The organism is Georgenia soli, assembly GCF_002563695.1.
Classification (GTDB): Bacteria; Actinomycetota; Actinomycetes; order Actinomycetales; family Actinomycetaceae; genus Georgenia; species Georgenia soli.
The window spans coordinates 685,388-705,942 of sequence record NZ_PDJI01000004.1; the positions used below are offsets into that span (position 1 = coordinate 685,388).

General features: G+C 75.8%; 16 protein-coding genes. 8 read left to right on the forward strand and 8 right to left on the reverse strand.

Going from position 1 to position 20,555, the window contains the following annotated elements:
* Positions 1–52 precede the first annotated feature (52 nt).
* Positions 53–4,918, forward strand: a complete 4,866-nt coding sequence (locus ATJ97_RS04505; RefSeq protein ID WP_211287039.1) for an ATP-dependent helicase — start codon at positions 53–55, stop codon at positions 4,916–4,918.
* On the opposite strand, the gene ATJ97_RS04510 is transcribed toward ATJ97_RS04505, so the two are convergent.
* Both ATJ97_RS04510 and ATJ97_RS04515 read right to left on the reverse strand, forming a co-directional pair.
* Positions 4,894–5,817 (reverse strand): putative protein N(5)-glutamine methyltransferase, encoded by a 924-nt coding sequence (locus ATJ97_RS04510; RefSeq protein ID WP_098482714.1) that lies wholly within the window; start codon positions 5,815–5,817, stop codon positions 4,894–4,896. The two genes, ATJ97_RS04505 and ATJ97_RS04510, sit on opposite strands and share 25 nt — an antisense overlap.
* Positions 5,818–5,842: 25 nt before the next feature.
* Positions 5,843–6,202, reverse strand: a complete 360-nt coding sequence (locus ATJ97_RS04515) for a DUF5997 family protein (RefSeq protein WP_098485228.1) — start codon at positions 6,200–6,202, stop codon at positions 5,843–5,845.
* 105 nt (positions 6,203–6,307) lie between these two features.
* On the opposite strand from ATJ97_RS04515, the gene ATJ97_RS04520 reads away from it, so the two are divergent.
* The 5 genes from ATJ97_RS04520 (at position 6,308) to ATJ97_RS04540 (ending at position 10,923) form a co-directional block, all read left to right on the forward strand.
* Positions 6,308–7,093 (forward strand): LysR substrate-binding domain-containing protein, encoded by a 786-nt coding sequence (locus ATJ97_RS04520; RefSeq protein ID WP_098482715.1) that lies wholly within the window; start codon positions 6,308–6,310, stop codon positions 7,091–7,093.
* 91 nt (positions 7,094–7,184) lie between these two features.
* The gene (gene aroD / locus ATJ97_RS04525) at positions 7,185–7,994 is read left to right on the forward strand and encodes a type I 3-dehydroquinate dehydratase (protein WP_098482716.1); all 810 of its coding nucleotides are present in this window, start codon (positions 7,185–7,187) and stop codon (positions 7,992–7,994) included.
* Between the two features lie 165 nt (positions 7,995–8,159).
* Positions 8,160–8,756, forward strand: a complete 597-nt coding sequence (locus ATJ97_RS04530; protein WP_098485229.1) for a helix-turn-helix domain-containing protein — start codon at positions 8,160–8,162, stop codon at positions 8,754–8,756.
* Complete coding sequence (locus tag ATJ97_RS04535; RefSeq protein ID WP_098482717.1) at positions 8,753–10,111, forward strand: MFS transporter; 1,359 nt, start codon at positions 8,753–8,755, stop codon at positions 10,109–10,111. The genes ATJ97_RS04530 and ATJ97_RS04535 overlap by 4 nt, the downstream gene beginning before the upstream one ends.
* 14 nt (positions 10,112–10,125) lie before the next feature.
* Positions 10,126–10,923 (forward strand): DNA-formamidopyrimidine glycosylase family protein, encoded by a 798-nt coding sequence (locus ATJ97_RS04540; RefSeq protein ID WP_098482718.1) that lies wholly within the window; start codon positions 10,126–10,128, stop codon positions 10,921–10,923.
* Between the two features lie 89 nt (positions 10,924–11,012).
* Here ATJ97_RS04540 and ATJ97_RS04545 read toward each other — a convergent pair whose 3' ends face one another.
* The 3 genes from ATJ97_RS04545 to pgsA all read right to left on the reverse strand — a co-directional run bounded on the left by ATJ97_RS04545 (position 11,013) and on the right by pgsA (position 12,691).
* Entirely contained in the window at positions 11,013–11,318 is a 306-nt protein-coding gene (locus ATJ97_RS04545; RefSeq protein ID WP_211287041.1) for a helix-turn-helix domain-containing protein, read from the reverse strand.
* Positions 11,319–11,510: 192 nt separating this feature from the next.
* Positions 11,511–12,056 (reverse strand): CinA family protein, encoded by a 546-nt coding sequence (locus ATJ97_RS04550; RefSeq protein ID WP_098482720.1) that lies wholly within the window; start codon positions 12,054–12,056, stop codon positions 11,511–11,513.
* Positions 12,056–12,691, reverse strand: a complete 636-nt coding sequence (gene pgsA, locus ATJ97_RS04555; RefSeq protein WP_211287043.1) for a CDP-diacylglycerol--glycerol-3-phosphate 3-phosphatidyltransferase — start codon at positions 12,689–12,691, stop codon at positions 12,056–12,058. The genes ATJ97_RS04550 and pgsA overlap by 1 nt, the downstream gene beginning before the upstream one ends.
* Before the next feature lie 112 nt (positions 12,692–12,803).
* Here pgsA and ATJ97_RS04560 point away from each other — a divergent pair, with 112 nt between their 5' ends.
* Entirely contained in the window at positions 12,804–14,189 is a 1,386-nt protein-coding gene (locus tag ATJ97_RS04560) for a CapA family protein (protein ID WP_143426874.1), read from the forward strand.
* 16 nt (positions 14,190–14,205) lie between these two features.
* Here ATJ97_RS04560 and ATJ97_RS04565 read toward each other — a convergent pair whose 3' ends face one another.
* The 3 genes from ATJ97_RS04565 to dapA form a co-directional block, all read right to left on the reverse strand.
* The gene (locus tag ATJ97_RS04565) at positions 14,206–16,770 is read right to left on the reverse strand and encodes a DNA translocase FtsK (RefSeq protein WP_245862130.1); all 2,565 of its coding nucleotides are present in this window, start codon (positions 16,768–16,770) and stop codon (positions 14,206–14,208) included.
* 271 nt (positions 16,771–17,041) lie between these two features.
* Positions 17,042–18,727, reverse strand: a complete 1,686-nt coding sequence (locus ATJ97_RS04570; RefSeq protein ID WP_098482724.1) for a ribonuclease J — start codon at positions 18,725–18,727, stop codon at positions 17,042–17,044.
* Between the two features lie 48 nt (positions 18,728–18,775).
* Positions 18,776–19,693, reverse strand: a complete 918-nt coding sequence (gene dapA, locus ATJ97_RS04575) for a 4-hydroxy-tetrahydrodipicolinate synthase (RefSeq protein ID WP_098485230.1) — start codon at positions 19,691–19,693, stop codon at positions 18,776–18,778.
* Positions 19,694–19,794: 101 nt separating this feature from the next.
* On the opposite strand from dapA, the gene ATJ97_RS04580 reads away from it, so the two are divergent.
* On the forward strand, positions 19,795–20,553 hold the full coding sequence (locus ATJ97_RS04580; protein WP_098482725.1) for a GNAT family N-acetyltransferase: 759 nt from the start codon (positions 19,795–19,797) through the stop codon (positions 20,551–20,553).
* The last annotated feature ends 2 nt before the right edge of the window (positions 20,554–20,555 follow it).

Below are 20,555 nucleotides of genomic sequence, written 5' to 3' on the forward strand. Positions count from 1 at the left end.
GGACGGGCCGGTCGCCGCCGCACCGGGGCGGATGTGGGTGCGGGGCGGCACAATGTCGAGGGTGCTGCCCTTCTCCGAAGCCACCCGGTCGTGGTTCGACGGCGCCTTCGCCGCACCGACGGCGGCGCAGACCGGGGCGTGGGACGCGATCTCCTCCGGCGAGCACGCGCTCGTGGTGGCCCCGACCGGCTCCGGCAAGACGCTGGCCGCGTTCCTCTGGGCGATCGACCAGATGCTCACGGGCGAGGTGCCGGAGGCCGCGGACCGGTGCCGGGTGCTCTACATCTCCCCCCTCAAGGCGCTGGCCGTCGACGTGGAGCGCAACCTCCGCTCGCCGCTCGTGGGCATCTCGCGGGCCGCCGCGCGGCTGGAGGTCCCGGTCAACGACGTGCGGGTCGGCGTGCGCACGGGAGACACCCCGGCCAACGAGCGTCGCCGGCTCGCCGCACACCCGCCGGACATCCTCATCACCACGCCGGAGTCTCTCTACCTCGTCCTGACGTCCGCCGCCCGGGAGGGCCTGCGCGGGGTGCGCACCGTCATCCTCGACGAGGTCCACGCCGTGGCCGGCACCAAGCGTGGGGCGCACCTGGCGGTGAGCCTCGAGCGGCTGGACGCGCTGCTGGAGGCCCCGGCGCAGCGGGTGGGCCTGTCCGCCACCGTGCGCCCCGTACCGACGGTGGCCAGCTTCCTCGCGGGGCACCGGACCCTGGCCGACGGCGGACGGCACGTGCGCGTGGTGGAGCCGGCCAGCAGCAAGGAGCTGCGCGTCGACGTCGTCGTCCCGGTCGCCGACCTCTCGGACCCGTCGGCGACCCCGCTGCGCTCGGCGGGCCGCGAGCCCGCACCGGCACCCGAGGGGCCGGACCTCTCGGGCGCCGCGGCCGGGGCGCTGCCCGAGCAGCGGCAGCCGTCGGTGTGGCCGCACATCACCGAGCGGATCGTCGACCTGGTGGCCGAGCACCGTTCGACGATCGTCTTCACCAACTCCCGCCGGTCCGCCGAGCGGCTGACCGCGCGCATCAACGAGGAGTGGCAGGCGCGCCACGAGGGCACGGCCGGCACCGCCGTCCTGGACGAGGCGGGCGCGACCTGGGCCGCCGAGCTGCCGGCACAGTCCGGCACCTCGCTGCCGGTCGAGGAGGTGCTGGCACGCGCCCACCACGGGTCCATGAGCCGCGAGGAGCGCGTCCGCACCGAGTCGGCCCTGAAGTCGGGCGAGCTGCGCGCGGTCGTCTCGACCTCCTCGCTCGAGCTCGGCATCGACATGGGGGCCGTGGACCTGGTCGTCCAGGTCGGCTCCCCGCCGTCGGTCGCGTCGGCGCTGCAGCGCGTCGGGCGGGCAGGCCACCAGGTGGGCGCCGTCTCCCACGGCGTCGTCCTGCCGACCCACCGGGGCGACCTCATGCCCGCGGCGGTGGCCTCCGTCCGGGCGCGCGACGGGCAGATCGAGGAGCTGCACGTCCCGGCCAACCCGCTCGACGTCCTCGCCCAGCAGGTCGTGGCGATGCTCGCCGTCGAGGACCTGACGGTCGAGGAGCTCGCCGCCCTGGTGCGCCGCTCGGCCCCCTACGTCACGCTCGGGGACCGCTCGCTCACCGCGGTGCTCGACATGCTCGCCGGCCGCTACCCGAGCGAGGACTTCGCGGAGCTGCGGCCGCGGATCGTGTGGGACCGCACCGCCGGTGTCCTCAGCGCCCGGCCCGGCGCGCTGCGCCTGGCGACGACGTCCGGCGGCACCATCCCGGACCGCGGCATGTACGGGGTCTACCTGGCCGGCGGTCCCGCCACCGACGACGGGCCCGGCACGGACGGCGTCACCGCGCGCGCCCGGGGCCGGGGCGGGCGGCGGGTGGGCGAGCTCGACGAGGAGATGGTCTACGAGTCGCGCGTCGGCGACACCTTCACGCTCGGGACGAGCACCTGGCGCATCGAGGAGATCACCCCGGACCGGGTCCTCGTCAGCCCGGCGCCGGGCCAGCCGGGGCGGCTGCCGTTCTGGAAGGGCGACTCCCCCGGCCGTCCCGCCGAGCTGGGCCGTGCGCTGGGGCGGACCACCCGGGAGCTGCTCGCGGGCCTGGACGACGGCAGCGCCGCGGACCGGTTGTCCGGGGCCGGCCTGGACGGCTGGGCCGTCGAGAACCTCACGGCCTACCTCGGCGAGCAGCGTGAGGCGACGGGACGCCTCCCCGACGACCGCACGATCGTCGTCGAGCGCTTCCGTGACGAGCTGGGCGACTGGCGCGTGGTGATCCACTCCCCGTTCGGCGCGCGCGTGCACGCCCCGTGGGCGATGGTGCTGGCCGGCCGCCTGCGCGAGCTGACCGGGATGGACGTCCAGGCGGCCCCGAGCGACGACGGCATCGTGCTGCGGCTGCCGGACACCGAGGGGTCCGACGGCGAGGGGCGGGGCCCGCTGGACCCGACGCTCCTGCTGCTGGAGCCGTCGGAGGTCTCCGGCCTGGTCGTGGAGGCGCTGGCGGGCTCGGCCCACTTCGCGGCCCGGTTCCGGGAGGCCGCCGCCCGCTCCCTGCTGCTGCCCCGCCGGCGTCCCGACCGCCGCCAGCCGCTGTGGCAGCAGCGCCAGCGCAGCGCCCAGCTGCTCGCCGTCGCCTCGGCCTACCCGGACTTCCCCGTGGTCCTCGAGGCGGTGCGCGAGTGTCTGCAGGACGACTTCGACGTCCCCGCCCTGACCGACCTCATGGGCGAGATCGCCCGGCGCGAGGTCCGCATCGTCGAGGTCTCCACCACCTCCCCCTCCCCCTTCGCGCGCTCGCTCCTCATGGGCTACGTCGCGCAGTTCCTCTACGACGACGACGCCCCGCTCGCCGAGCGCCGGGCGGCCGCCCTGGCGCTGGACCCGGCGCTGCTGGCCGAGCTCGTCGGCTCCGACCTCGGCGACCTGGCCGACCTGCTCGACCCCGAGGCGGTCGCGGAGGTCGCGGCGGCCGTCGGGCTGCTGACGGAGAGCGCGAGGGCCCGGGACGCCGAGGCGCTCGTCGACCACGTGCGGCGCCTCGGTCCCGTCACGACGGCGGAGCTGGCCGCGCGCAGCACCTCGCCCGAGCTGGTCCCCGGGTGGCTGGAGGAGCTGGCCGCCGACCGGCGCGTGCTGGACGTGCGGGTGGCGGGCACGCTGCAGTGGGTGGTGCTGGAGGACGCCGCGCGGCTGCGGGACGCGCTGGGCACCGCGCTGCCCGTCGGTCTGCCCGAGGCCGTCCTGGAGCCCGTGCCGGACCCGCTGGGTGACCTGGTCCGCCGGCACGCCCGCACCCACGGCCCGTTCACCGCGCAGCAGGTCGCCGAGCGGCTGGGCCTGGCGGTGGGGGCGGTGCACGCCGTGCTCGCCGACCTGGTGCGCACCGGCCTGCTCGTCCAGGGCCGGCTCAGCCCCGGCCCTCCGCCCGCCGACGGCGCGGTGGAGTACTGCGACGCCGAGGTGATGCGGCGGATCCGGCGCCGGTCGCTCTCCCACCTGCGCAGCGAGGTCGAGCCGGTCCCCGCCCGCACGCTCGGCGTGTTCACGCCGCGCTGGCAGCAGGTGGCTCCCGTCGGCTCCCGACCCGAGCTGCGCGGCACCGACGGCGTGCTCACGGTGGTCGACCAGCTGGCGGGTGCGCTCGTCCCGGCCTCGTCGCTCGAGTCGCTCGTGCTGCCGGCGCGGGTGCGGGACTACCGGCCCGGCCTGCTCGACGAGCTGACGGCCGCGGGCGAGGTGGTCTGGGCGGGCGGCGGGGCCCTGCCCGGCGTCGACGGGCTCGTCACGCTGCTGCCGGCCGACGCCGTCGCGGACCTCTCGCCGGTGGCCGGCGAGCTGGAGCAGGGGTCGCTGCACCGCCACCTCCTGGACACGCTCGGGGGCGGCGGGGGCCGGTTCTTCCGGGAGCTGCTGCCCCCGGACGAGGTCGACGAGGCCGGGCTCCCCCGCCGCGTGCCGCCGACGGACGTGCTGGAGGCCCTCTGGGAGCTGGTGTGGGCGGGGCTGGTCACCAACGACACCCTCGCGCCCGTCCGCGCCCGGCTCGGGGGCGGACGGCCGGCCCATGCCTCACGCGCCCCGTCGGCGCGTCCGCGTTCGGTGCGCACGGGCGCAGGGCTGCGCCGTGGGGCGCTCTCCCGCGCCGGGCTCGCCGGGGCGGTGCGCGCCGCGTCCTCGGGTGCGCCGGGGGCGTCCGTGAACCTGCCCGCGGCCGCCGGCCGGTGGTCGCTGCTGCCACGGGACACCGACCCGGCGGACCAGGTGGCGGCGCGCACCGCCCGGACCGCGGTGCTGACGGCGGCGCTGCTCGAGCGGCACGGGGTCCTGGTGCGCGGTGCGGCCGGCCTCGAGGACCTGCCGGGCGGGTTCGGCGCCGCCTACCAGGTGCTCCGGCGTCTGGAGGAGTCGGGTCAGGTGCGGCGGGGGTATCTCGTCGAGGGCCTGGGGGCCGCGCAGTTCGCCCTCCCCGAGGTGGTGGACCGGCTGCGGGCCGACGCGGCGGACCTCGCCTCCCGCAGGTCCGACGACGAGCGCGCGGCCTCGTCCCCCCGGGTCCACCTCCTGGCGGCGACGGACCCGGCGAACCCCTACGGCGCGGCGCTGGCCTGGCCGGCGACGACGGCCGGGGAGGGCCACCGCCCCGGGCGCAAGGCCGGTGCGGTCGTCGTCCTCGTGGACGGTGACCTGGTGCTCTACGTCGAGCGCGGCGGGCGCACCCTGCTCTCGTTCAGCGAGGCCCCGGAGAGCCTGGCCCTGGCCGCGTCGGCGCTGGCCGGTCGCGCGGCCACCGGCGACCTCGGCCCGCTCACGCTCGGCCGCATCGACGGCTCCGCCGCGCTCGAGGCCCGGGGCCCCCTCAGCGACGCCCTCCTCAGTGCCGGGTTCGGGCCGACGCCGAGGGGCCTCCGGCTCCGTCACCCACAGCCGGCGGCGCACTGACCGGGCGCGGGACCACCGGTTGCGTGACGACCGGTTCGCGTGGCGACCGGTGGCACGTCCGCGGGTTGCGCGACGGCGGGCCGCACGGCGACCGGGTGCCCCACGACGGCGGTGGCGTCGAGATCGTCGTCCCTCACCACCCGCGCGGTCAGGCCGTGACGCACGAGCGCCCCGGCGCTCGCCGGCGCCTGCACGACGCTCGTCTCCAGCACCAGCGCACCCCCGGGAACCAGCCACCGGCGGGCACCGGCCGCCACCCGGCGGTGCACGTCCAGCCCGTCGGCCCCGCCGTCGAGCGCGGTCCTCGGCTCGTGCAGCCGTGCCTCCGGCGGCATCAGCGCGACGGCGTCGGAGGGCACGTACGGCGCGTTGACGACCAGCAGGTCCACCCGGCCCAGGAGCAGGCTCGGCAGGGCGGCGTAGAGGTCACCGAGGTGGACCGTGCCGCCCACCCCCGCGACGTTGCGCCGCGCGCAGGCGACGGCGACCGGGTCGACGTCGGCGGCATGGAGCTCGAGGGGGCCGGCGACGGCCGCGAGCGCGGTGCCGACGGCGCCCGAGCCGCAGCAGAGGTCGACGACCACCGGTGGTGTCCGGCTCCCCGGTCGGGCCCGGGCCGTCCGCCGCAGGTGCGCCGCCCCCTCGCGCACCAGCAGCTCGGTGCGCCGGCGCGGGACGAACACGCCGTCGTCGACACCGATCCGCAGGCCGGCGAACTGGGCCCAGCCGAGGATGTGCTCGAGGGGCGCACCACCGGCGCGCCGGCGCACCAGGGCGTCCAGCTCGGCCGGGGTGCGGGCCGCGGCGGCCAGGAGGCGGGCCTCGTCCTCGGCGAAGACGCACCCGGCGGCCCGCAGCACGGCGGCGACGTCCCCGCCCCGGGCTGCCGCCTCGTCCATGGCTGCTCCCTCGCGGTCCCGGGTCTCAGCCCCGCGGCTGCTCCGCGGCCCGCTCGCGCAGGCGGGCCTCCTCGGCACGGACCTGCTCGTGGGTCGCCCGCTCGGCCTCGAGCCAGGCGGGCATCTCGTCCAGCAGCGCCTTGATCTGCTCGGTCGTCAGCGGCTGGGTGACGCCGCCGCGGGCCAGGCCCGAGGTGGAGACGCGCAGGCGCCGGGCGACCTCCTGACGTGGGTGCGGGCCGTTGCGCCGAAGCTCGGCCAGCCACGCCGGCGGGTTCGCCTGCAGCTCGTTCAGCTCCTCGCGGCTGATGTCCCGGCCGCGGAACTCCTCCGGGGTGGCCGCCAGGAGCACACCGAGCTTGCGGGCAGCGGTCTGGGCCTTCATGGTCTGCTGCTTGGGGGTGCTCACCGGCCCAGCGTAGGCGGTCCGCGGCCGGTCCGACCGCCGCCGCACTAGCCTGGGGGCAGCCGCGACGCGAGAGGAGGCGGCATGTCGGAGCCTTTCCGTCTGCGGTTCGCGCCCGGGGTGACCCCCGACAAGTGGCTGCGTACCTGGGCCGCGCGCATGCCGGGCGCCCCGATCGACGCCGCCCTCCTGGACGCCGAGGACGACGACCCCACCGCCGCGCTGCGCAGGGGCGAGTGCTCCATGGCGTTCGTCCGGCTGCCGGTCGACCGGTCGGGGCTCCACGTCATCCCGCTGTACGAGGAGGTCCCGGTGGTGATCGCGAGCCGCGAGCACCCGGTGGCCGCGTTCGACGAGGTGGACGTCACCGACCTCGCCGACGAGAACCTTCTCCAGGACCCCGGTGCGGTTCCCGAGTGGTCCGCCGCCGCGACGGACCGCCCGCGCCCGGCGCTGGAACCGATGACTGTGGCGCAGGCCGTCGCGGTGGCCGCCTCGGGAGCGGGAGTGCTGATCGTCCCGCTCTCGGTCGCCCGCCTGCACCACCGCAAGGACGTCGTGCACCGCCCGGTCACCGGGGTCGCGACGTCGCAGGTGGGGCTCGCCTGGCGGACTGACGACGACGACCCGCGGATCGAGACCTTCATCGGCATCGTTCGTGGCCGGACCGAGCGCAGCAGCCGGGGAGGCACCGCCGCAGACGGTGCGGGCCCGAAGGACGGAGCCGCCACGGGCGCCACGACCGGCAAGGTGGGGGCCACGGGTTCACGCGGGGGATCGGGCCGCAGCGGCGGCGGGCAGCAGCGGCGGACGTCCGGCAGAGGGTCAGGCGGTCCGGGGCGCGGGGGCCGCCCGAGAGGCCGGCGCTGACCACGGACGGAACGCCGCGCCGGACGCGGCGCGCCCCGTTCTACCCTGCCCGGGCAGGGGCCCCGGCGGGACGAGCGAGAAGGAGCACAGGATGGGCAGCACCGCGGCGCGACCCGTACGGGTGAAGGACGTCACGATCGGTGACGGCCGCCCGGTGGTTATCGTCCCCGTCCTCGGTGCGACCCCGGCCGAGCTGCGGGCGCAGGTCGTCGGACTCTCCGGTCGCCGGGTGGACGTCGTCGAGTGGCGCGTGGACCACTTCGCCGCGCTGACGGACATCCCGGCGGTGCTCGACGCCGCGCGTGCGCTGGTCCGGCTCCTCGGCCCGGTCCCCCTGCTGGTCACCTGCCGGACGCGCACCGAGGGCGGGGTCGCGGACCTCGACCCGCAGTCGTACGGGGAGCTGCTGTCCGCGCTGGCCAGCTCCGGGGCGGCCGACCTGCTCGACGTCGAGCACCGGCGCCCGGGTGACGTCGTCGCGGGGATCGTCACGGCCGCCCGCCGGCACGGGGTGAAGGTGGTCGCCTCCGAGCACGACTTCACCACGACGCCGCCGGCCGAGGAGATCGTGAGGCGGCTGCGGGAGATGCAGGAGCTCGGTGTCGACCTCGCCAAGATCGCGGTCATGCCCCGCTCCCGCGCCGACGTCCTGGCGCTCCTCGACGCCACGAGGCAGGTCAGCGAGGAGCACCCGGAGGTGCCGGTCATCACCATGTCGATGGGTCCGCTCGGTGTGGTCTCCCGGCTCGCCGGCCACCTCTTCGGCTCCGCGGCGACGTTCGCGTCCGCCGGCACCGCGTCCGCCCCTGGGCAGGTGGACGTCGAGGGCGTGCGCACGGTGCTCGACGTCCTGGACCGCGCGCAGGGTGCGGGCGCGGCGCGGGAGCCTGGCCCTGCCTGAGGCCGTTCTCGTGGGTGGTCCAGCACGGCGGCGCCTTGAGCAGGTCGCGCGCGGGCGCACGGGGACGGTGCCGGTGCCGCACCTCGGCTCTGTACAGAGAAAGTGTGCAGAACTATTGTGCGTCCCGTGGAGACACCCCGGGAGGCGCGGCTCGACGCCCGTGCGATGAAGGTCCTGGCGCACCCGCTGCGCACCCGGCTGCTCGGCGCGCTCCGGCTGGAGGGGCCTGACACCGCCACGGGGCTGGCGCGGTTGCTCGGGACGAACTCGGGGGCGACGAGCTACCACCTCCGCCGCCTCGCCGACGTCGGGCTGGTGGAGGAGACAGGCACGGGGACCGGGCGTCAGCGGGTCTGGCGCGCCGCGCACGACCGGCACTCCTGGACCACGTCGGCCGCCGGGGACGACCCGGACGCTGTCGCCGCCAACGACTGGCTCCAGCAGGACGCCACGCGGCTGGCCCAGGAGCGCGTCTCCGCGTGGCACGCCGAGAAGCAGTCGTGGCCGTTGCCCTGGCGCGACGTCGCGGGGCTGTCCGACTACTTCCTCGACCTCACGCCCGACCGGCTCGCGGCCCTCCTCCACGACCTCGACGCGGTGGTCGAGCGCTACCGCGGCGAGACCCCCGGCGAGGGCTCGCACCGCGTGTTCCTCTACCTGCACGCCTGCCCGGACGTCCTCGGCCGGCCCGCCGAGCCGGACGGCGGCGCGCCCGCCAGGCCGGGGGGCAGCGACGGCGACGGCGGCGGCGGCGCGTCATGAGCCCGCCCCTGACGGCCCGCTCGGTGACGCGGCGCTTCCTCGCCCTGACCGCGCTGCGCTGGCTCCCGGTCGGGCTCGTCATCCCGGTGATCATGCTGCTGCCGCTGGAGCGCGGGCTGAGCCTGGCCGAGGTGGGGCTGGCCGCGTCCCTGCAGGGGCTGGTGGTGCTCGCGCTCGAGCTGCCCACCGGCGGGCTCGCGGACACGGTGGGCAGGCGCCGGGTCCTCCTGGTGGCGTCCGCCGTCGGCCTGGCCGCCACGACCCTGCTCCTCACGGCGGGAACCGCGGCGGCGTTCGCCGTCGCGTTCGCGCTCCAGGGGGCGTTCCGGGCGCTGGACAGCGGGCCGCTCGACGCGTGGTACGTCGACGCGGTGCTCGAGGCCGACCCGGGCGCCGCGATCGAGAAGGGCCTGAGCGGTCACGGCGTCGTCGCCGGCGTGGCCATCGCCGGCGGGTCGCTGACGAGCGGCGCCCTCGTCGGCCTCGCCCCGGCGTGGGGGCGCGACGCGCTGTGGGGGCTCGACGCTCTCGCGGTGCCGGTCCTCGTCTCGCTGCTGCTGCAGGTCGCCGGGCTGGTCGGCATCGTGACCCTCCTGCGTGAGGAGCCGCGCGCCCGGGGCGTGCGCGCCGTCTGGCGGGCGGCGGCCACCACCCCGCGGGCGATCGCCGGTGGGGCCTCCCTGCTGCGCCGGGACCGCATCCTGCTCGCCCTGGTCGCCGTCGAGCTGTTCTGGGGCTTCGGCATGGTCACCTTCGAGCAGCTGATGCCGGTGCGGCTCACCGAGCTGGTCGGCGACCCCGACAGCGCCGCAGCGATCACCGGACCGGCGACGGCGGCCGCGTGGCTGGTCTCGGCCGCCGGGGCGGCGGCCATGCCGTGGCTCGGCCGCCGGCTCGGCACGTCCGCGGCCGCCGCCGCCCTGCGGGTGGCGCAGGGCGCGGCGGTCGTCGGCATGGGCCTGCTCGGCGGCGTGGCCGCCATGCTCGCCGCCTACGTGGCGTGCTACCTGGTGCACGGGGCCTCTGGCGCCGCGCACGCCACCCTGCTGCACCGGCGCGTCACCGGCGAGCACCGGGCCACCGTCGTGTCCCTGAACTCGATGGTGATGCAGCCGGCCGGGGCGGCGGGCATGGTTGTGCTGACCGCCCTGGCGGACGGGACGTCGGTGAGCGTCGCGGTGTGCGTGGGCGGGGCGGTGCTCGCGCTGGCCGCACCGCTCTACCTGCCCGCCTGGCGGCAGGAGCGGGCCGCACGCCGGGGCGGGGCGACCGGAGCAGAGGCCCTGGCGGCCGACGGGCGGGCGCACGTCCCGGGGCCCGACGGGGACGCGGAGGTGCGCAGTGCCCGAGGATGAACGGGAGGTCGGCAGTGCCCGAAGGTGACATCGTCGCGCGCGTGGCCAGGCGCCTCGACCTGGCCCTGGCCGGCCAGGTGCTCGCGCGCGGGGAGCTGCGCTGGCCGAACCTGGGCGGGACGGACCTGGCCGGGGTCGGCGTCGTCGGCAACGCCCCCGTCGGCAAGCATCTGCTGACCCGCCTGGACGACGGCCGCACCCTGCACACCCATCTGCGGATGGAGGGCCGCTGGCGCCTGGTGCGCACCGGCGAGCTGGGGCCCGGCGGGAGCAGCCGGGCCGACCGCTCGCCCCAGGTGCGGGCGGTGCTGGCGACGCGGCAGTGGACGTGCCTGGGCTACGACCTCGGGATGATGGATCTCGTGCCGACGCGGGACGAGCACCTGCTGGTCGGCCATCTCGGCCCCGACGTCCTCGCCGCGGACCTGGACGTGCCGGCCGCCGCCGCGAGGATCCTGGCGCAGGGCGAGCGCGGCATCGGGGAGACGCTGCTCGACCAGACGGTGGTGGCCGGCCTCGGGACCATCTACATGGCCGAGACGCTGTGGCTGAACCGGGTGTGGCCGTGGGCTCCCGCGGGCGGGACGGGCGCCGTGGCGGAGGACCTCGTGCGCACCGCCCGGCGGATCATGCAGCGCTCCGTGGCGGCCCGGACGCCGACGGCGACCGGCGACCTTCGCCGCACCAGCAACGTCCACTCCCGCGAGCGTCGTCCCTGCCCCCGCTGCGGCACCCCGATCGTGCGCTCCGAGGTGGGGAGGGCGCCGACCGCCCGGCAGGTGTTCTACTGCCCGGCCTGCCAGCGGCCCTGAGGCGGTCCGCCGGGCCCGGACAGACCACGAGCCCCGGATCGCTCCGGGGCTCGTAGGGCGCGGCCGATCGCCGCACGTCGGTCGGCGGGTCAGCCGACCGGGGTGAGCAGGCTCTCGCGCCGCAGCAGCTCGTCGGGCACCGTGTCGGGCACGTGGACACCCTCGGCGACCGCGACCCGTTCGGACACGGCCCGCAGGACGAAGCTCAGGGGTACGTTCAGCGCCTCGCAGATCGAGGCGAGCAGCTCGGAGGAGGCCTCCTTCTGGCCGCGCTCGACCTCGCTGAGGTAGCCGAGTGACACCCGGGCGGCGGACGAGACCTCGCGCAGCGTCCGTCCCTGGCGCTGGCGGGCGTCACGGAGCACGTCACCGATCTCACGTCGAAGCAGGATCATCGTGCTGCCCTCCTCCCCTGCCCGGTTGGGCGATGTCGTCCTACCGTACCCTGCACCGGGCGCGCGGCGCTGCTCGGAAAGGCTGGCGGGACGTCCCTGGGGTCGGCGCAGCTGCTGCTTGCCACCCCGATAGGTGTACCTGGTTGTTGTCATCACCGATGTCAACGCACCCGCCCGCCCGGTTGTTCCCCGTCATGGGCCACCGGCGCCGGGGTGCGGTCCGTCGACGGTGCCGGCGAGCAGCACGAGCGCGACCTCGACGCTCGCCGCCCGCAGCTGCGCCCGCCCGCCAGCGAGCCGCAGGGAGCGCACCCGCAGCAGACCAGGGGCGTGGACGGCGACGTGCACCGTCCCCGCGGGACGTCCCTCGGCCGGGCCGGGCCCGGCGACCCCGGTGGTGGCGACGGCGTGGGTGGCGCCGAGCCGCCGTGCCGCCCCGGCGGCCATCTGGCGCGCCACCTCGGGGTGCACGGTCCCCTCGGCGGCGAGCAGGTCGGGGTCCACCCCCAGGAGGTCACGTTTGACGTCGGCCGCGTAGGCGACGACGGCGCCGCGCAGCACCGCGGACACGCCCGGGAAGGTGACCAGGGTGGCCGTGAGGGCACCGCCGGTCAGCGACTCCGCCACCGCGAGGGTCGCTCCCCGGTCCCGCAGGCCGGCGACCGCACGCCCCACCAGCTCCGCGTGCCGCGACCCGGCGTGGGACCGCCTCGGCAGCCCCGCGGACCGGTCCGACATCAGGTCCGGGAGGCGCCGTCGTCCTTGGCGGCCGCGGAGATGCGGGCCGCCTGGACGACGTAGTCGATGCCGGTGATCACGGTGACCGCCACGGCCAGGAGCACGACGACCCACGTCACGACCGCGATGGCGTCCACCACCCCGTTGGAGAGGATCCCGTCCCACGGCACCAGCAGCAGCAGGATGAACGCGATCTGCAGGGTGGTCTTGAGCTTGCCGCCCTTGCTCGCCGCCATCACGGCGCGCCGGATCATGAAGAAGCGGAGCACCGTGATGCCGAGCTCTCGGACGATGATGACCACGGTCACCCACCACGGGAGCAGACCGTCGGCGGAGAGCAGCACGAGGGCGGAGATCACCAGCGCCTTGTCAGCGATGGGGTCGGTGATCTTGCCGAAGTCGGTCACCAGCCCGCGACTGCGGGCGAGCGAGCCGTCGAGCTTGTCGGTGGCCGCCGCGAGCGCGAAGACCGCGGTGGCCCACAGCCGGGAGGCGGTGGTTTCCTGGAGGAACAGGTACACGAACACGGGCACCATCACGATGCGGGCCATCGTCAGGATGTTGGCCACGTTCCACAGCGGTACGGGGGTCGGCTGCCCGGCACCGGCCGGCGTCGTCGCGGGGTCGGTCGTCACGGCCCCACCCTATGGCCCGCGCGGCCGGTCGGCCGCCCGACACGGTGAGCCCCACGGCTCGTCGGCACCTTGGGCCCGCCGAGAGGGCGTCGCGGCCCTCTACGCTTCGCTCGTGAGCGCGGTGTCCCGTCGGGAGCGCGGGCGGCGGCGCCGCCTGCGCCGGGAGCGCGCGCTCGCGCTCGGGGCCGCCGGAGCGGCGCTCGCCTCGGTGGTCCTGGGCGTCCGCGTGGACGCCGGGACCGGCGCCGGGACCGGCGGGCGGACGACGGCGCACCCGGCCCCGACGCCGCAGCGGAGCGCGACGCCGGGGCTCCGGGAGGATCGGGCCTCCGGCGCCACGACGGCCGCACCGCGTGCGCACGCCTCGAGGGCGCCGTCCGCGGCGGCCGCTGCTGCGCCGTCGTCCGACGACGTCAGCTTCACGATCCTGTCCGCCGGCGACGTGCTCCCCCACGCCAACGTCAACCGCGTCGCCGCGCTGCCCGGCGGCGGGTACGACTTCGTGCCGCTCATGGCTGGGGTGCGGGAGTGGACAGCCGGGGCCGACCTCGCCCTGTGCAGCCTCGAGGTCCCGCTCGCCCCTCCCGGCCAGGAGGTCACGGGGTACCCGGTGTTCGGTGCGCCCGCCGAGCTGGTCACGGCGCTCGCCGAGCTCGGCTGGGACGGCTGCGCGACCGCGACCAACCACGCCCTCGACCGGGGCACGGCCGGCGTGACGCACACGCTCGACATGCTGGACGCGGCGGGGCTCGGCCACGTCGGCACCGCCCGCAGCGCGGCGGAGGCGGCGGCTCCCCAGCTGTACCGGCTCGAGCGCGGCGGGCGCACGATCGTCGTCGCCCACCTCTCGGCCACGGCCGTCGTCAACGGCCGGGCCGGGCCGTCGGCGACGGACCGGTCGGTGACCGGGGCGGACCCCGCGGCGCTGACCGAGCAGGCCCGCACGGCGCGCGAGGCCGGGGCCGACGTGGTCGTCGCGAACCTGCACTGGGGCGTCGAGTACGCCCACTCCCCCGACGCCGAGCAGCTCCGGATCGCCACGGCGCTCGCGCAGGGCGGCCAGGTCGACGTGGTCCTCGGCAGCCACCCGCACGTGCCGCAGCCGATCGACCGCCTGCCCGGCGGCCCGCGCGGCGAGGGCATGTGGGTCGCGTGGTCGATGGGGAACTTCCTCTCCAACCAGGACGAGGAGTGCTGCACCATGGAGACGGCGACCGGGGTCATGACCACCGCCACCGTGCAGGTCCCCGCGCGCGGGCCCGCCGCGGTCACCGCCCTGGAGTGGACGCCCGTCACGGTCGACGTGGCCGAGAGCCGCCGCGTCCACGCGCTGAACGACCTGGCGGCGGGCGTCCGGCCGGACGGGCTCGGCCTCGACGCGGCCACCATCGCCGCGCGCGACGCCCGCGTCAGCGAGGTGATGGGCACCGAGGGCGAGCGGCTGCAGGCACCCCGGCCGACCGGCCCGGAGCCGACGGTCCTCCCCCGCCCACGATGACGGCGGAGCCCCCCCCTCAGCGCCCGGTGAGCTCCCAGGCGTCCTCGCCGTCGTCACTGTCCTCGTCGTCGTAGCCGGCCGCCGCCTGGGGCAGGTGGCCCGCGACCCCGTCCGCGTACCGGTCCACCGGCGCCTCGTCCACGTGGACGACGTCGGCCGCGTCGTTCGGGTCGTACGGCGCCTCGGCGGGTTCCTCGCCCCGCAGCATCGCCAGGGTCCCGGGCAGGTCGTCCGGCTGGACCAGGACGTCCCGGGCCTTGGACCCCTCGGAGGGGCCGACGATCTCGCGCGACTCGAGCAGGTCCATGAGCCGCCCGGCCTTGGCGAAGCCCACGCGCAGCTTGCGCTGGAGCATCGAGGTGGAGCCGAACTGCGTGGTCACGACAAGCTCGGCGGCCTGGAGCAGCAGGTCGAGGTCGTCGCCGATGTCCTCGTCCACCTGCTTCTTCGCGACCGGGGCGATGACGTCCTCGCGGTAGGTCGGCTGCAGCTGGGCCTTGACGTGCTCGACGACGGCGTGGATCTCCGACTCCGTGACCCACGCCCCCTGCACGCGCATCGGCTTGGCCGAGCCCATCGGCAGGAACAGGGCGTCGCCCTGCCCGATGAGCTTCTCCGCGCCGGGCTGGTCCAGGACCACGCGGGAGTCGGCCAGGGAGGAGGTGGCGAAGGCCAGCCGGGAGGGCACGTTGGCCTTGATGAGCCCGGTGACGACGTCGACCGAGGGCCGCTGGGTGGCCAGGACCAGGTGGATGCCGGCGGCGCGGGCGAGCTGGGTGATGCGCTGGATGGAGGCCTCGACGTCGCGCGGGGCGACCATCATGAGGTCGGCGAGCTCGTCGACGATCACGAGCAGGTACGGGTAGGGCGAGATCTTGCGCTCGGAGCCCTCGAGCGGCTTGACCTTGCCGCCCCGCACGGCCGCGTTGAAGTCGTCGATGTGCTTGTAGCCGTACATGGACAGGTCGTCGTACCGGGCGTCCATCTCCCGCACGACCCACTCCAGGGCCTCGGCGGCCTTCTTCGGGTTGGTGATGATCGGGGTGATCAGGTGCGGGATGCCCTCGTAGATGGTCAGCTCGACCCGCTTGGGGTCGACCAGCACCATGCGCACCTCCTCCGGGGTGGCGCGCATCATGATCGAGGTGATCATCGAGTTCACGAAGCTCGACTTACCGGCGCCCGTGGCGCCCGCCACGAGGAGGTGCGGCATCTTGGCGAGGTTGGCGACGACGTAGCCGCCCTCGACGTCCTTGCCGACCCCGACGACGAGCGGGTGCTCGGTGCGCCGGGCCACGGAGGAGCGCAGCACGTCGCCCAGGGCGACGGTCTCGCGGTCGGCGTTGGGGATCTCGACGCCGATGGCTGACTTGCCGGGGATCGGCGAGAGGATGCGCACGTCGGCGCTGGCGACGGCGTAGGCGATGTTCTTGCTCAGCGCGGTGATGCGCTCGACCTTCACCCCGGCGCCGAGCTCGAGCTCGTAACGCGTGACCGTCGGGCCGCGGGAGAAGCCGGTGACCCGTGCGTCGACGGAGAAGTCGGTGAGGACCTGGGTCAGCGCCTCGACGACGCGGTCGTTGGCGGCGGAGCGCACCTTGTGCGGGGCGCCCTTGATGAGCATCTCGTCTGCGGGGAGCGTGTAGATGACGTCCGGCGCGAGCTCGAGCTGCTCGGCCCGCGCCGGCAGGGCCTGCGTGGGCGGGGCGGTGAGCTCCGCCTTCTCCTCGGCGGTGACGTCCGCCGTCGGGCCGGCCGTGTCGGCGGTCGCCGCCGTGGCCGCGGTGGCGCCGCCCCGCTTGCGTCCCTTCCGGCCGGGCGCGGCGGGGGCCCCCTCCTGGGCGGGGGCGAGCTCGGCGGCGGTCGTGAAGGCCTCGTCGGCCGCGTACTCCCCGGGCACGACGGCCTCGGCGGTCTCGGCCTTCTTCCGACGGCGGCGCGGGGCGGGCGGGCGGTGCGTGCCGTCGGCGGCGACCACCTCGGTGGTGGCGGCGTCGCCGTCGGAACCGTCGGCCGGGCGCCCCAGGAACCAGGCGCCGGCGCTGCGCAGGCGGGCCGGCACGGCGGCGACGGGGGTGGCGGTGACGACGAGGATCCCGAACAGGCCGACGAGGACGAGGATCGGGACCGCTCCCCACTCGGAGAGCAGGATCGTCAGCGGGGTCCCCAGCAGCCAGCCGAGCAGTCCGCCGGCCCGCTCGACCGCGGCGAAGTCGTCGGCCGGGCTGGGCAGGTCGAGACCGATGTGGATCAGCCCGCACACCGCGGCGATGACGGCGGTGAGGCCGATCGAGACGCGGGCGTTGGCCTGGGCACGCTCGGGGTGGCGCATCAGCCGGACGGCCATGGCCACCAGCACGAGCGGCAGGAGGACACCCAGCACCCCCACGACGCCGGCGGCGACGTGGTGGATGACGTCCCCGGCGATGCCGGAGAGCCCGAACCACTCGCGCAGCGCGATGACGATGGCGACGCCGAGGAGCAGGAACGCCAGCCCGTCGCGGCGCAGGGCCGGGTCGAGATCCTTGGCGCCTGATCCGACGCTGCGTGCGGTGCCACCCACCAGGTGCGCTCCTCCCATCCAGAGGCCGCGGGCCGCGCGCACCGGGAGCGACCGGCGCCGCGGGCGCGACTGTCTCGTCGACCGCCCGCCACCACGGGTTCCTTTGCCGCTCCGGGAGCCGCGCGACTGGGACCCTCGTGCTGTCGAGGCCGACCGTCCGCGAGAAGTCGTACGGGTAGCCATGATCTCCCCAAACTAGCCCGGGGGCGGCGCCCCTGCCGTGACGCCGCGCCGCAGGGGCGGCTCAGGGCGTGAGCGAGAAGCGCCACACCCGGGTCTCGCCGGGGAGCTACGCCTCGACCACCGTGGGGATGATCATCGGGCTGCGGCGCAGCCGCTTGGCCGCCCAGCGGCCCACGACCCGGCGCATCGCCTGCTGCATCTGGTGGGTGTCCGCGTTGCCGCGGCCCACCACCTCGTTCAGGGCGTTGGTGACGTCGGGCAGGATCGCGTCGAAGACGGAGTCGTCCTCGGCCATGCCGCGGGCCTGGATGTGCGGCCCCGTGAGCACCTTGCCGGTGGCGGTGTCGACGACGGCGAAGATGGCGATGAAGCCCTCCTCCCCGAGGATGCGGCGGTCCTTCAGCTCGGCGTCGGTGATCTCGCCGACGGAGGAGCCGTCGACGTAGACGTACCCGCACGGCACCGCGCCGGCGATCCGCGCCCTGCCGTCGACGAGGTCGACGACGACGCCGTCCTCGGCGAGGACGACCCGCTCGGCCGGCACGCCGGTCTGGACGGCGAGCGCGCCGTTGGCGACCAGGTGGCGGATCTCGCCGTGGACCGGCATGACGTTCCTCGGCCGGACGATGTTGTAGCAGTACAGCAGCTCGCCGGCGCTGGCGTGGCCGGAGACGTGCACCTTGGCGTTGCCCTGGTGCACGACCTTCGCCCCCAGCCGCATCAGCCCGTTGATGACGCGGAACACCGAGTTCTCGTTGCCCGGGATCAGGGAGGAGGCGAAGATCACCGTGTCACCGGGGCCGACGGAGACGCGGTGGTCGCGGTTGGCGATCCGGCTGAGCGCGGCCATCGGCTCCCCCTGCGAGCCGGTGGCCATGAGGACCGTCTCGTTCGGCGGGAAGCTGTCGATGTTCTTGACGTCGATGAGGGTGCCCGGCGGCACCTTGAGGTAGCCGAGGTCGGCGGCGATGCCCATGTTGCGCACCATCGACCGGCCGACCAGGGCGACCTTCCGCTCGTGCAGGGCGGCGGCGTCGAGCACCTGCTGGACCCGGTGGACGTGGGAGGCGAAGGAGGCGACGACGATCTGCCCCTCAGCCTGGCCGAAGACGTTGTCGAGGACCCCGCCGATGTCCCGCTCGTGAGCGGTGAAGCCGGGCACCTCCGCGTTGGTGGAGTCGACCATGAACAGGTCGACGCCCTCCTCGCCCATGCGGGCGAAGGCCCGCAGGTCGGTGATGCGGTTGTCCAGCGGGAGCTGGTCCATCTTGAAGTCGCCGGTGTGCAGGACGTTGCCGGCGCCGGTGCGGATCATGACGGCGAGGGCGTCCGGGATGGAGTGGTTGACGGCGATGAACTCGAGCCCGAACGGCCCGAGCTGCTCCGTCTGGCCCTCGCGCACGGCCATGGTCACGGGCGTGATGCGGTGCTCCTTGAGCTTCGCCTCGATGAACGCGAGGGTCAGCTGGGAGCCGATCAGCGGGATGTCGCGGCGCTGGCGCAGCAGGTACGGGACGCCGCCGATGTGGTCCTCGTGACCGTGGGTCAGGACGATGGCCTCGATGTCGTCGAGACGGTCGGCGATGTAGTCGAAGTCCGGCAGGATCAGGTCCACGCCGGGCTGGTTGTCCTCGGGGAAGAGGACGCCGCAGTCGACGATGAGGAGTCGGCCGGCGTGCTCGAAGACGGTCATGTTCCGGCCGACCTCGCCGAGCCCGCCGAGCGGGACGATCCTCAGGCCTCCCTGGGGGATCGGACCGGGCGCGGACAGCTCAGGATGGGGATGGCTCACGGACCCATCTTGCCAGGGCGGCGCGGCCGGCCGGTCCCGCGGCCCCGCTCAGGCGGTGAGCAGGCCCTCGGCGCGCAGCACCGCGGCGAGGTTCGCGACCTCCTGCTCGCCGGCCGGGACGAGCGGCAGGCGGACGGTCGGGGTGGGGATCACGCCCTGGAGGTGGAGGGCGTGCTTGCTCATGACCGCGCCCTGCCCGCCGCCCATGATGGCGGCGACGAGGGGGCGCAGGCGGGCGGCGACGTCGCGGGCGCCGGGCAGGTCCCCGGCGTCGACCTCGCAGACCATCTCGGCGTACGCGCCGGCGGCGACGTGGCCGACGACGGAGATCACACCGGAGGCGCCGTGGGCGAGCCAGTCGAAGTTCAGGGCGTCGTCGCCGGAGTAGAACTCCAGGCCGGTGCGGGCCATCCGCTCGAACCCGGCAGGGACGTTGCCGGTGGCGTCCTTGACGGCCTTGACCCGGGGGTGCTCGGCGAGCCGGTCGAGGGTCTCGTCGGCGATCGCGACGCCGGTGCGGCCGGGGATGTCGTACAGGATCACGGGCAGGTCGACCGCGTCGGCGACGGCCTTGATGTGCTGGTACACCCCCTCCTGCGAGGGCCGGTTGTAGTACGGGGAGACCACCAGCAGGCCCTGGGCGCCCGAGCGCTCGGCGCCCTGGGCGATCCGGACCGCGTGCGCGGTGTCGTTCGAGCCGGCGCCGCCGATGACCATGGCGCGCTCCCCCACCGCCTCGACGACGGCACGCACCAGCTCGTCCTTCTCCGGCTGGTGGGTCGTGGGGGACTCCCCCGTCGTGCCGTGGAGGACGAGGGCGTCGCACCCGTCGTCGACGAGCTTGACGGCGACCGCCACGCCGGCGTCGACGTCGATCGAGCCGTCCTCGTGGAACGGGGTGACCATCGCGGTGGCGACGGAGCCGAACGTGCGCGACGGGAGGCGCGGGGAGGCGGTGGAGTCCATGGGCATGACGGTAACGCGGCAGGCCCGTGCCGCGGGCCACACGTTCCACATGGTGGCGACCGCGCCGGGGGCTCCCCCGGCCGGGCGGCTAGCCTGGGGCGATGACCTCACCGGACGACCTCGGCCACCAGGACGTGCTGGGCGGGCTCCTCGCCGGGACCGGCACCGAGGACCCGCACGCGGGCCACGCGCACGACGACCCGCTGCGCCCGACGGCGGACCTCTCTGTCCGTCCGGCCGTGCCGGAGGACTCCACGGCCATCGGGGACCTGCACGCCCGCACGCTGCGCGCCTCGCTGGCGGCCGGGGTCGGCCACGACCTCGGTCCCGAGCTCGCCGCGGCGCTCGACCCTGCGGCGCTCGGGGCGTCCTGGGCCGCCGCCATCGGCTCGCCGCCGTCGCCGCGCCACCGGGTGCTGACGGCGGTGGCGGGGGCGCAGGTGGTCGGCTTCGCCGCGTTCGCGCCCGCCGAGGTACCGGTGGACGTGCGCCCGGCCCCGGCGGAGGACGGCTCCGAGGACGGCACCGACGAGCCCGTCCCCGCTGACGCCGCCGCGGGCGACCCTGCGGGGGCCGACGCCCCGGACGGCGACGACGAGGCCCGGGCCGTCGCCGAGATCCTGGCGCTGGAGGTGCCCGCCGCCCACGGTCGACGCGGGCACGGCTCCCGCCTGCTGGCCGCCTGCGCGGACCTGCTCCGCCAGGAGGGCACCACCCGCGTGCAGGTGTGGACGGTGCAGGCGGACGAGTCGCGGACGCGCTTCCTGAGCCAGGCGGGGTTCGCGCCGGCCGGGCTGCGCCGGTCGCTGGACGTGGGCGGCGAGGAGGTCGTCGAGATCTGCTGGTACGCCGACCTGTAGCT

Excerpts from the sequence above, each read along its gene's own strand:
- ATJ97_RS04550 (WP_098482720.1), bottom strand. The coding sequence starts at position 12,056 with ATGTCGGACCGGTCCGCGGGGCTGCCGAGGCGGTCCCACGCCGGGTCG.
- ATJ97_RS04515 (WP_098485228.1), bottom strand. The coding sequence starts at position 6,202 with ATGAAGGCCCAGACCGCTGCCCGCAAGCTCGGTGTGCTCCTGGCGGCC.
- ATJ97_RS04565 (WP_245862130.1), bottom strand. The coding sequence starts at position 16,770 with ATGGGAGGAGCGCACCTGGTGGGTGGCACCGCACGCAGCGTCGGATCA.
- ATJ97_RS04505 (WP_211287039.1), top strand. The coding sequence starts at position 53 with ATGTCGAGGGTGCTGCCCTTCTCCGAAGCCACCCGGTCGTGGTTCGAC.
- ATJ97_RS04545 (WP_211287041.1), bottom strand. The coding sequence starts at position 11,318 with ATGATCCTGCTTCGACGTGAGATCGGTGACGTGCTCCGTGACGCCCGC.
- ATJ97_RS04535 (WP_098482717.1), top strand. The coding sequence starts at position 8,753 with ATGAGCCCGCCCCTGACGGCCCGCTCGGTGACGCGGCGCTTCCTCGCC.
- dapA (WP_098485230.1), bottom strand. The coding sequence starts at position 19,693 with ATGGACTCCACCGCCTCCCCGCGCCTCCCGTCGCGCACGTTCGGCTCC.
- ATJ97_RS04530 (WP_098485229.1), top strand. The coding sequence starts at position 8,160 with ATGAAGGTCCTGGCGCACCCGCTGCGCACCCGGCTGCTCGGCGCGCTC.
- ATJ97_RS04520 (WP_098482715.1), top strand. The coding sequence starts at position 6,308 with ATGTCGGAGCCTTTCCGTCTGCGGTTCGCGCCCGGGGTGACCCCCGAC.
- ATJ97_RS04510 (WP_098482714.1), bottom strand. The coding sequence starts at position 5,817 with ATGGACGAGGCGGCAGCCCGGGGCGGGGACGTCGCCGCCGTGCTGCGG.
- aroD (WP_098482716.1), top strand. The coding sequence starts at position 7,185 with ATGGGCAGCACCGCGGCGCGACCCGTACGGGTGAAGGACGTCACGATC.
- ATJ97_RS04580 (WP_098482725.1), top strand. The coding sequence starts at position 19,795 with ATGACCTCACCGGACGACCTCGGCCACCAGGACGTGCTGGGCGGGCTC.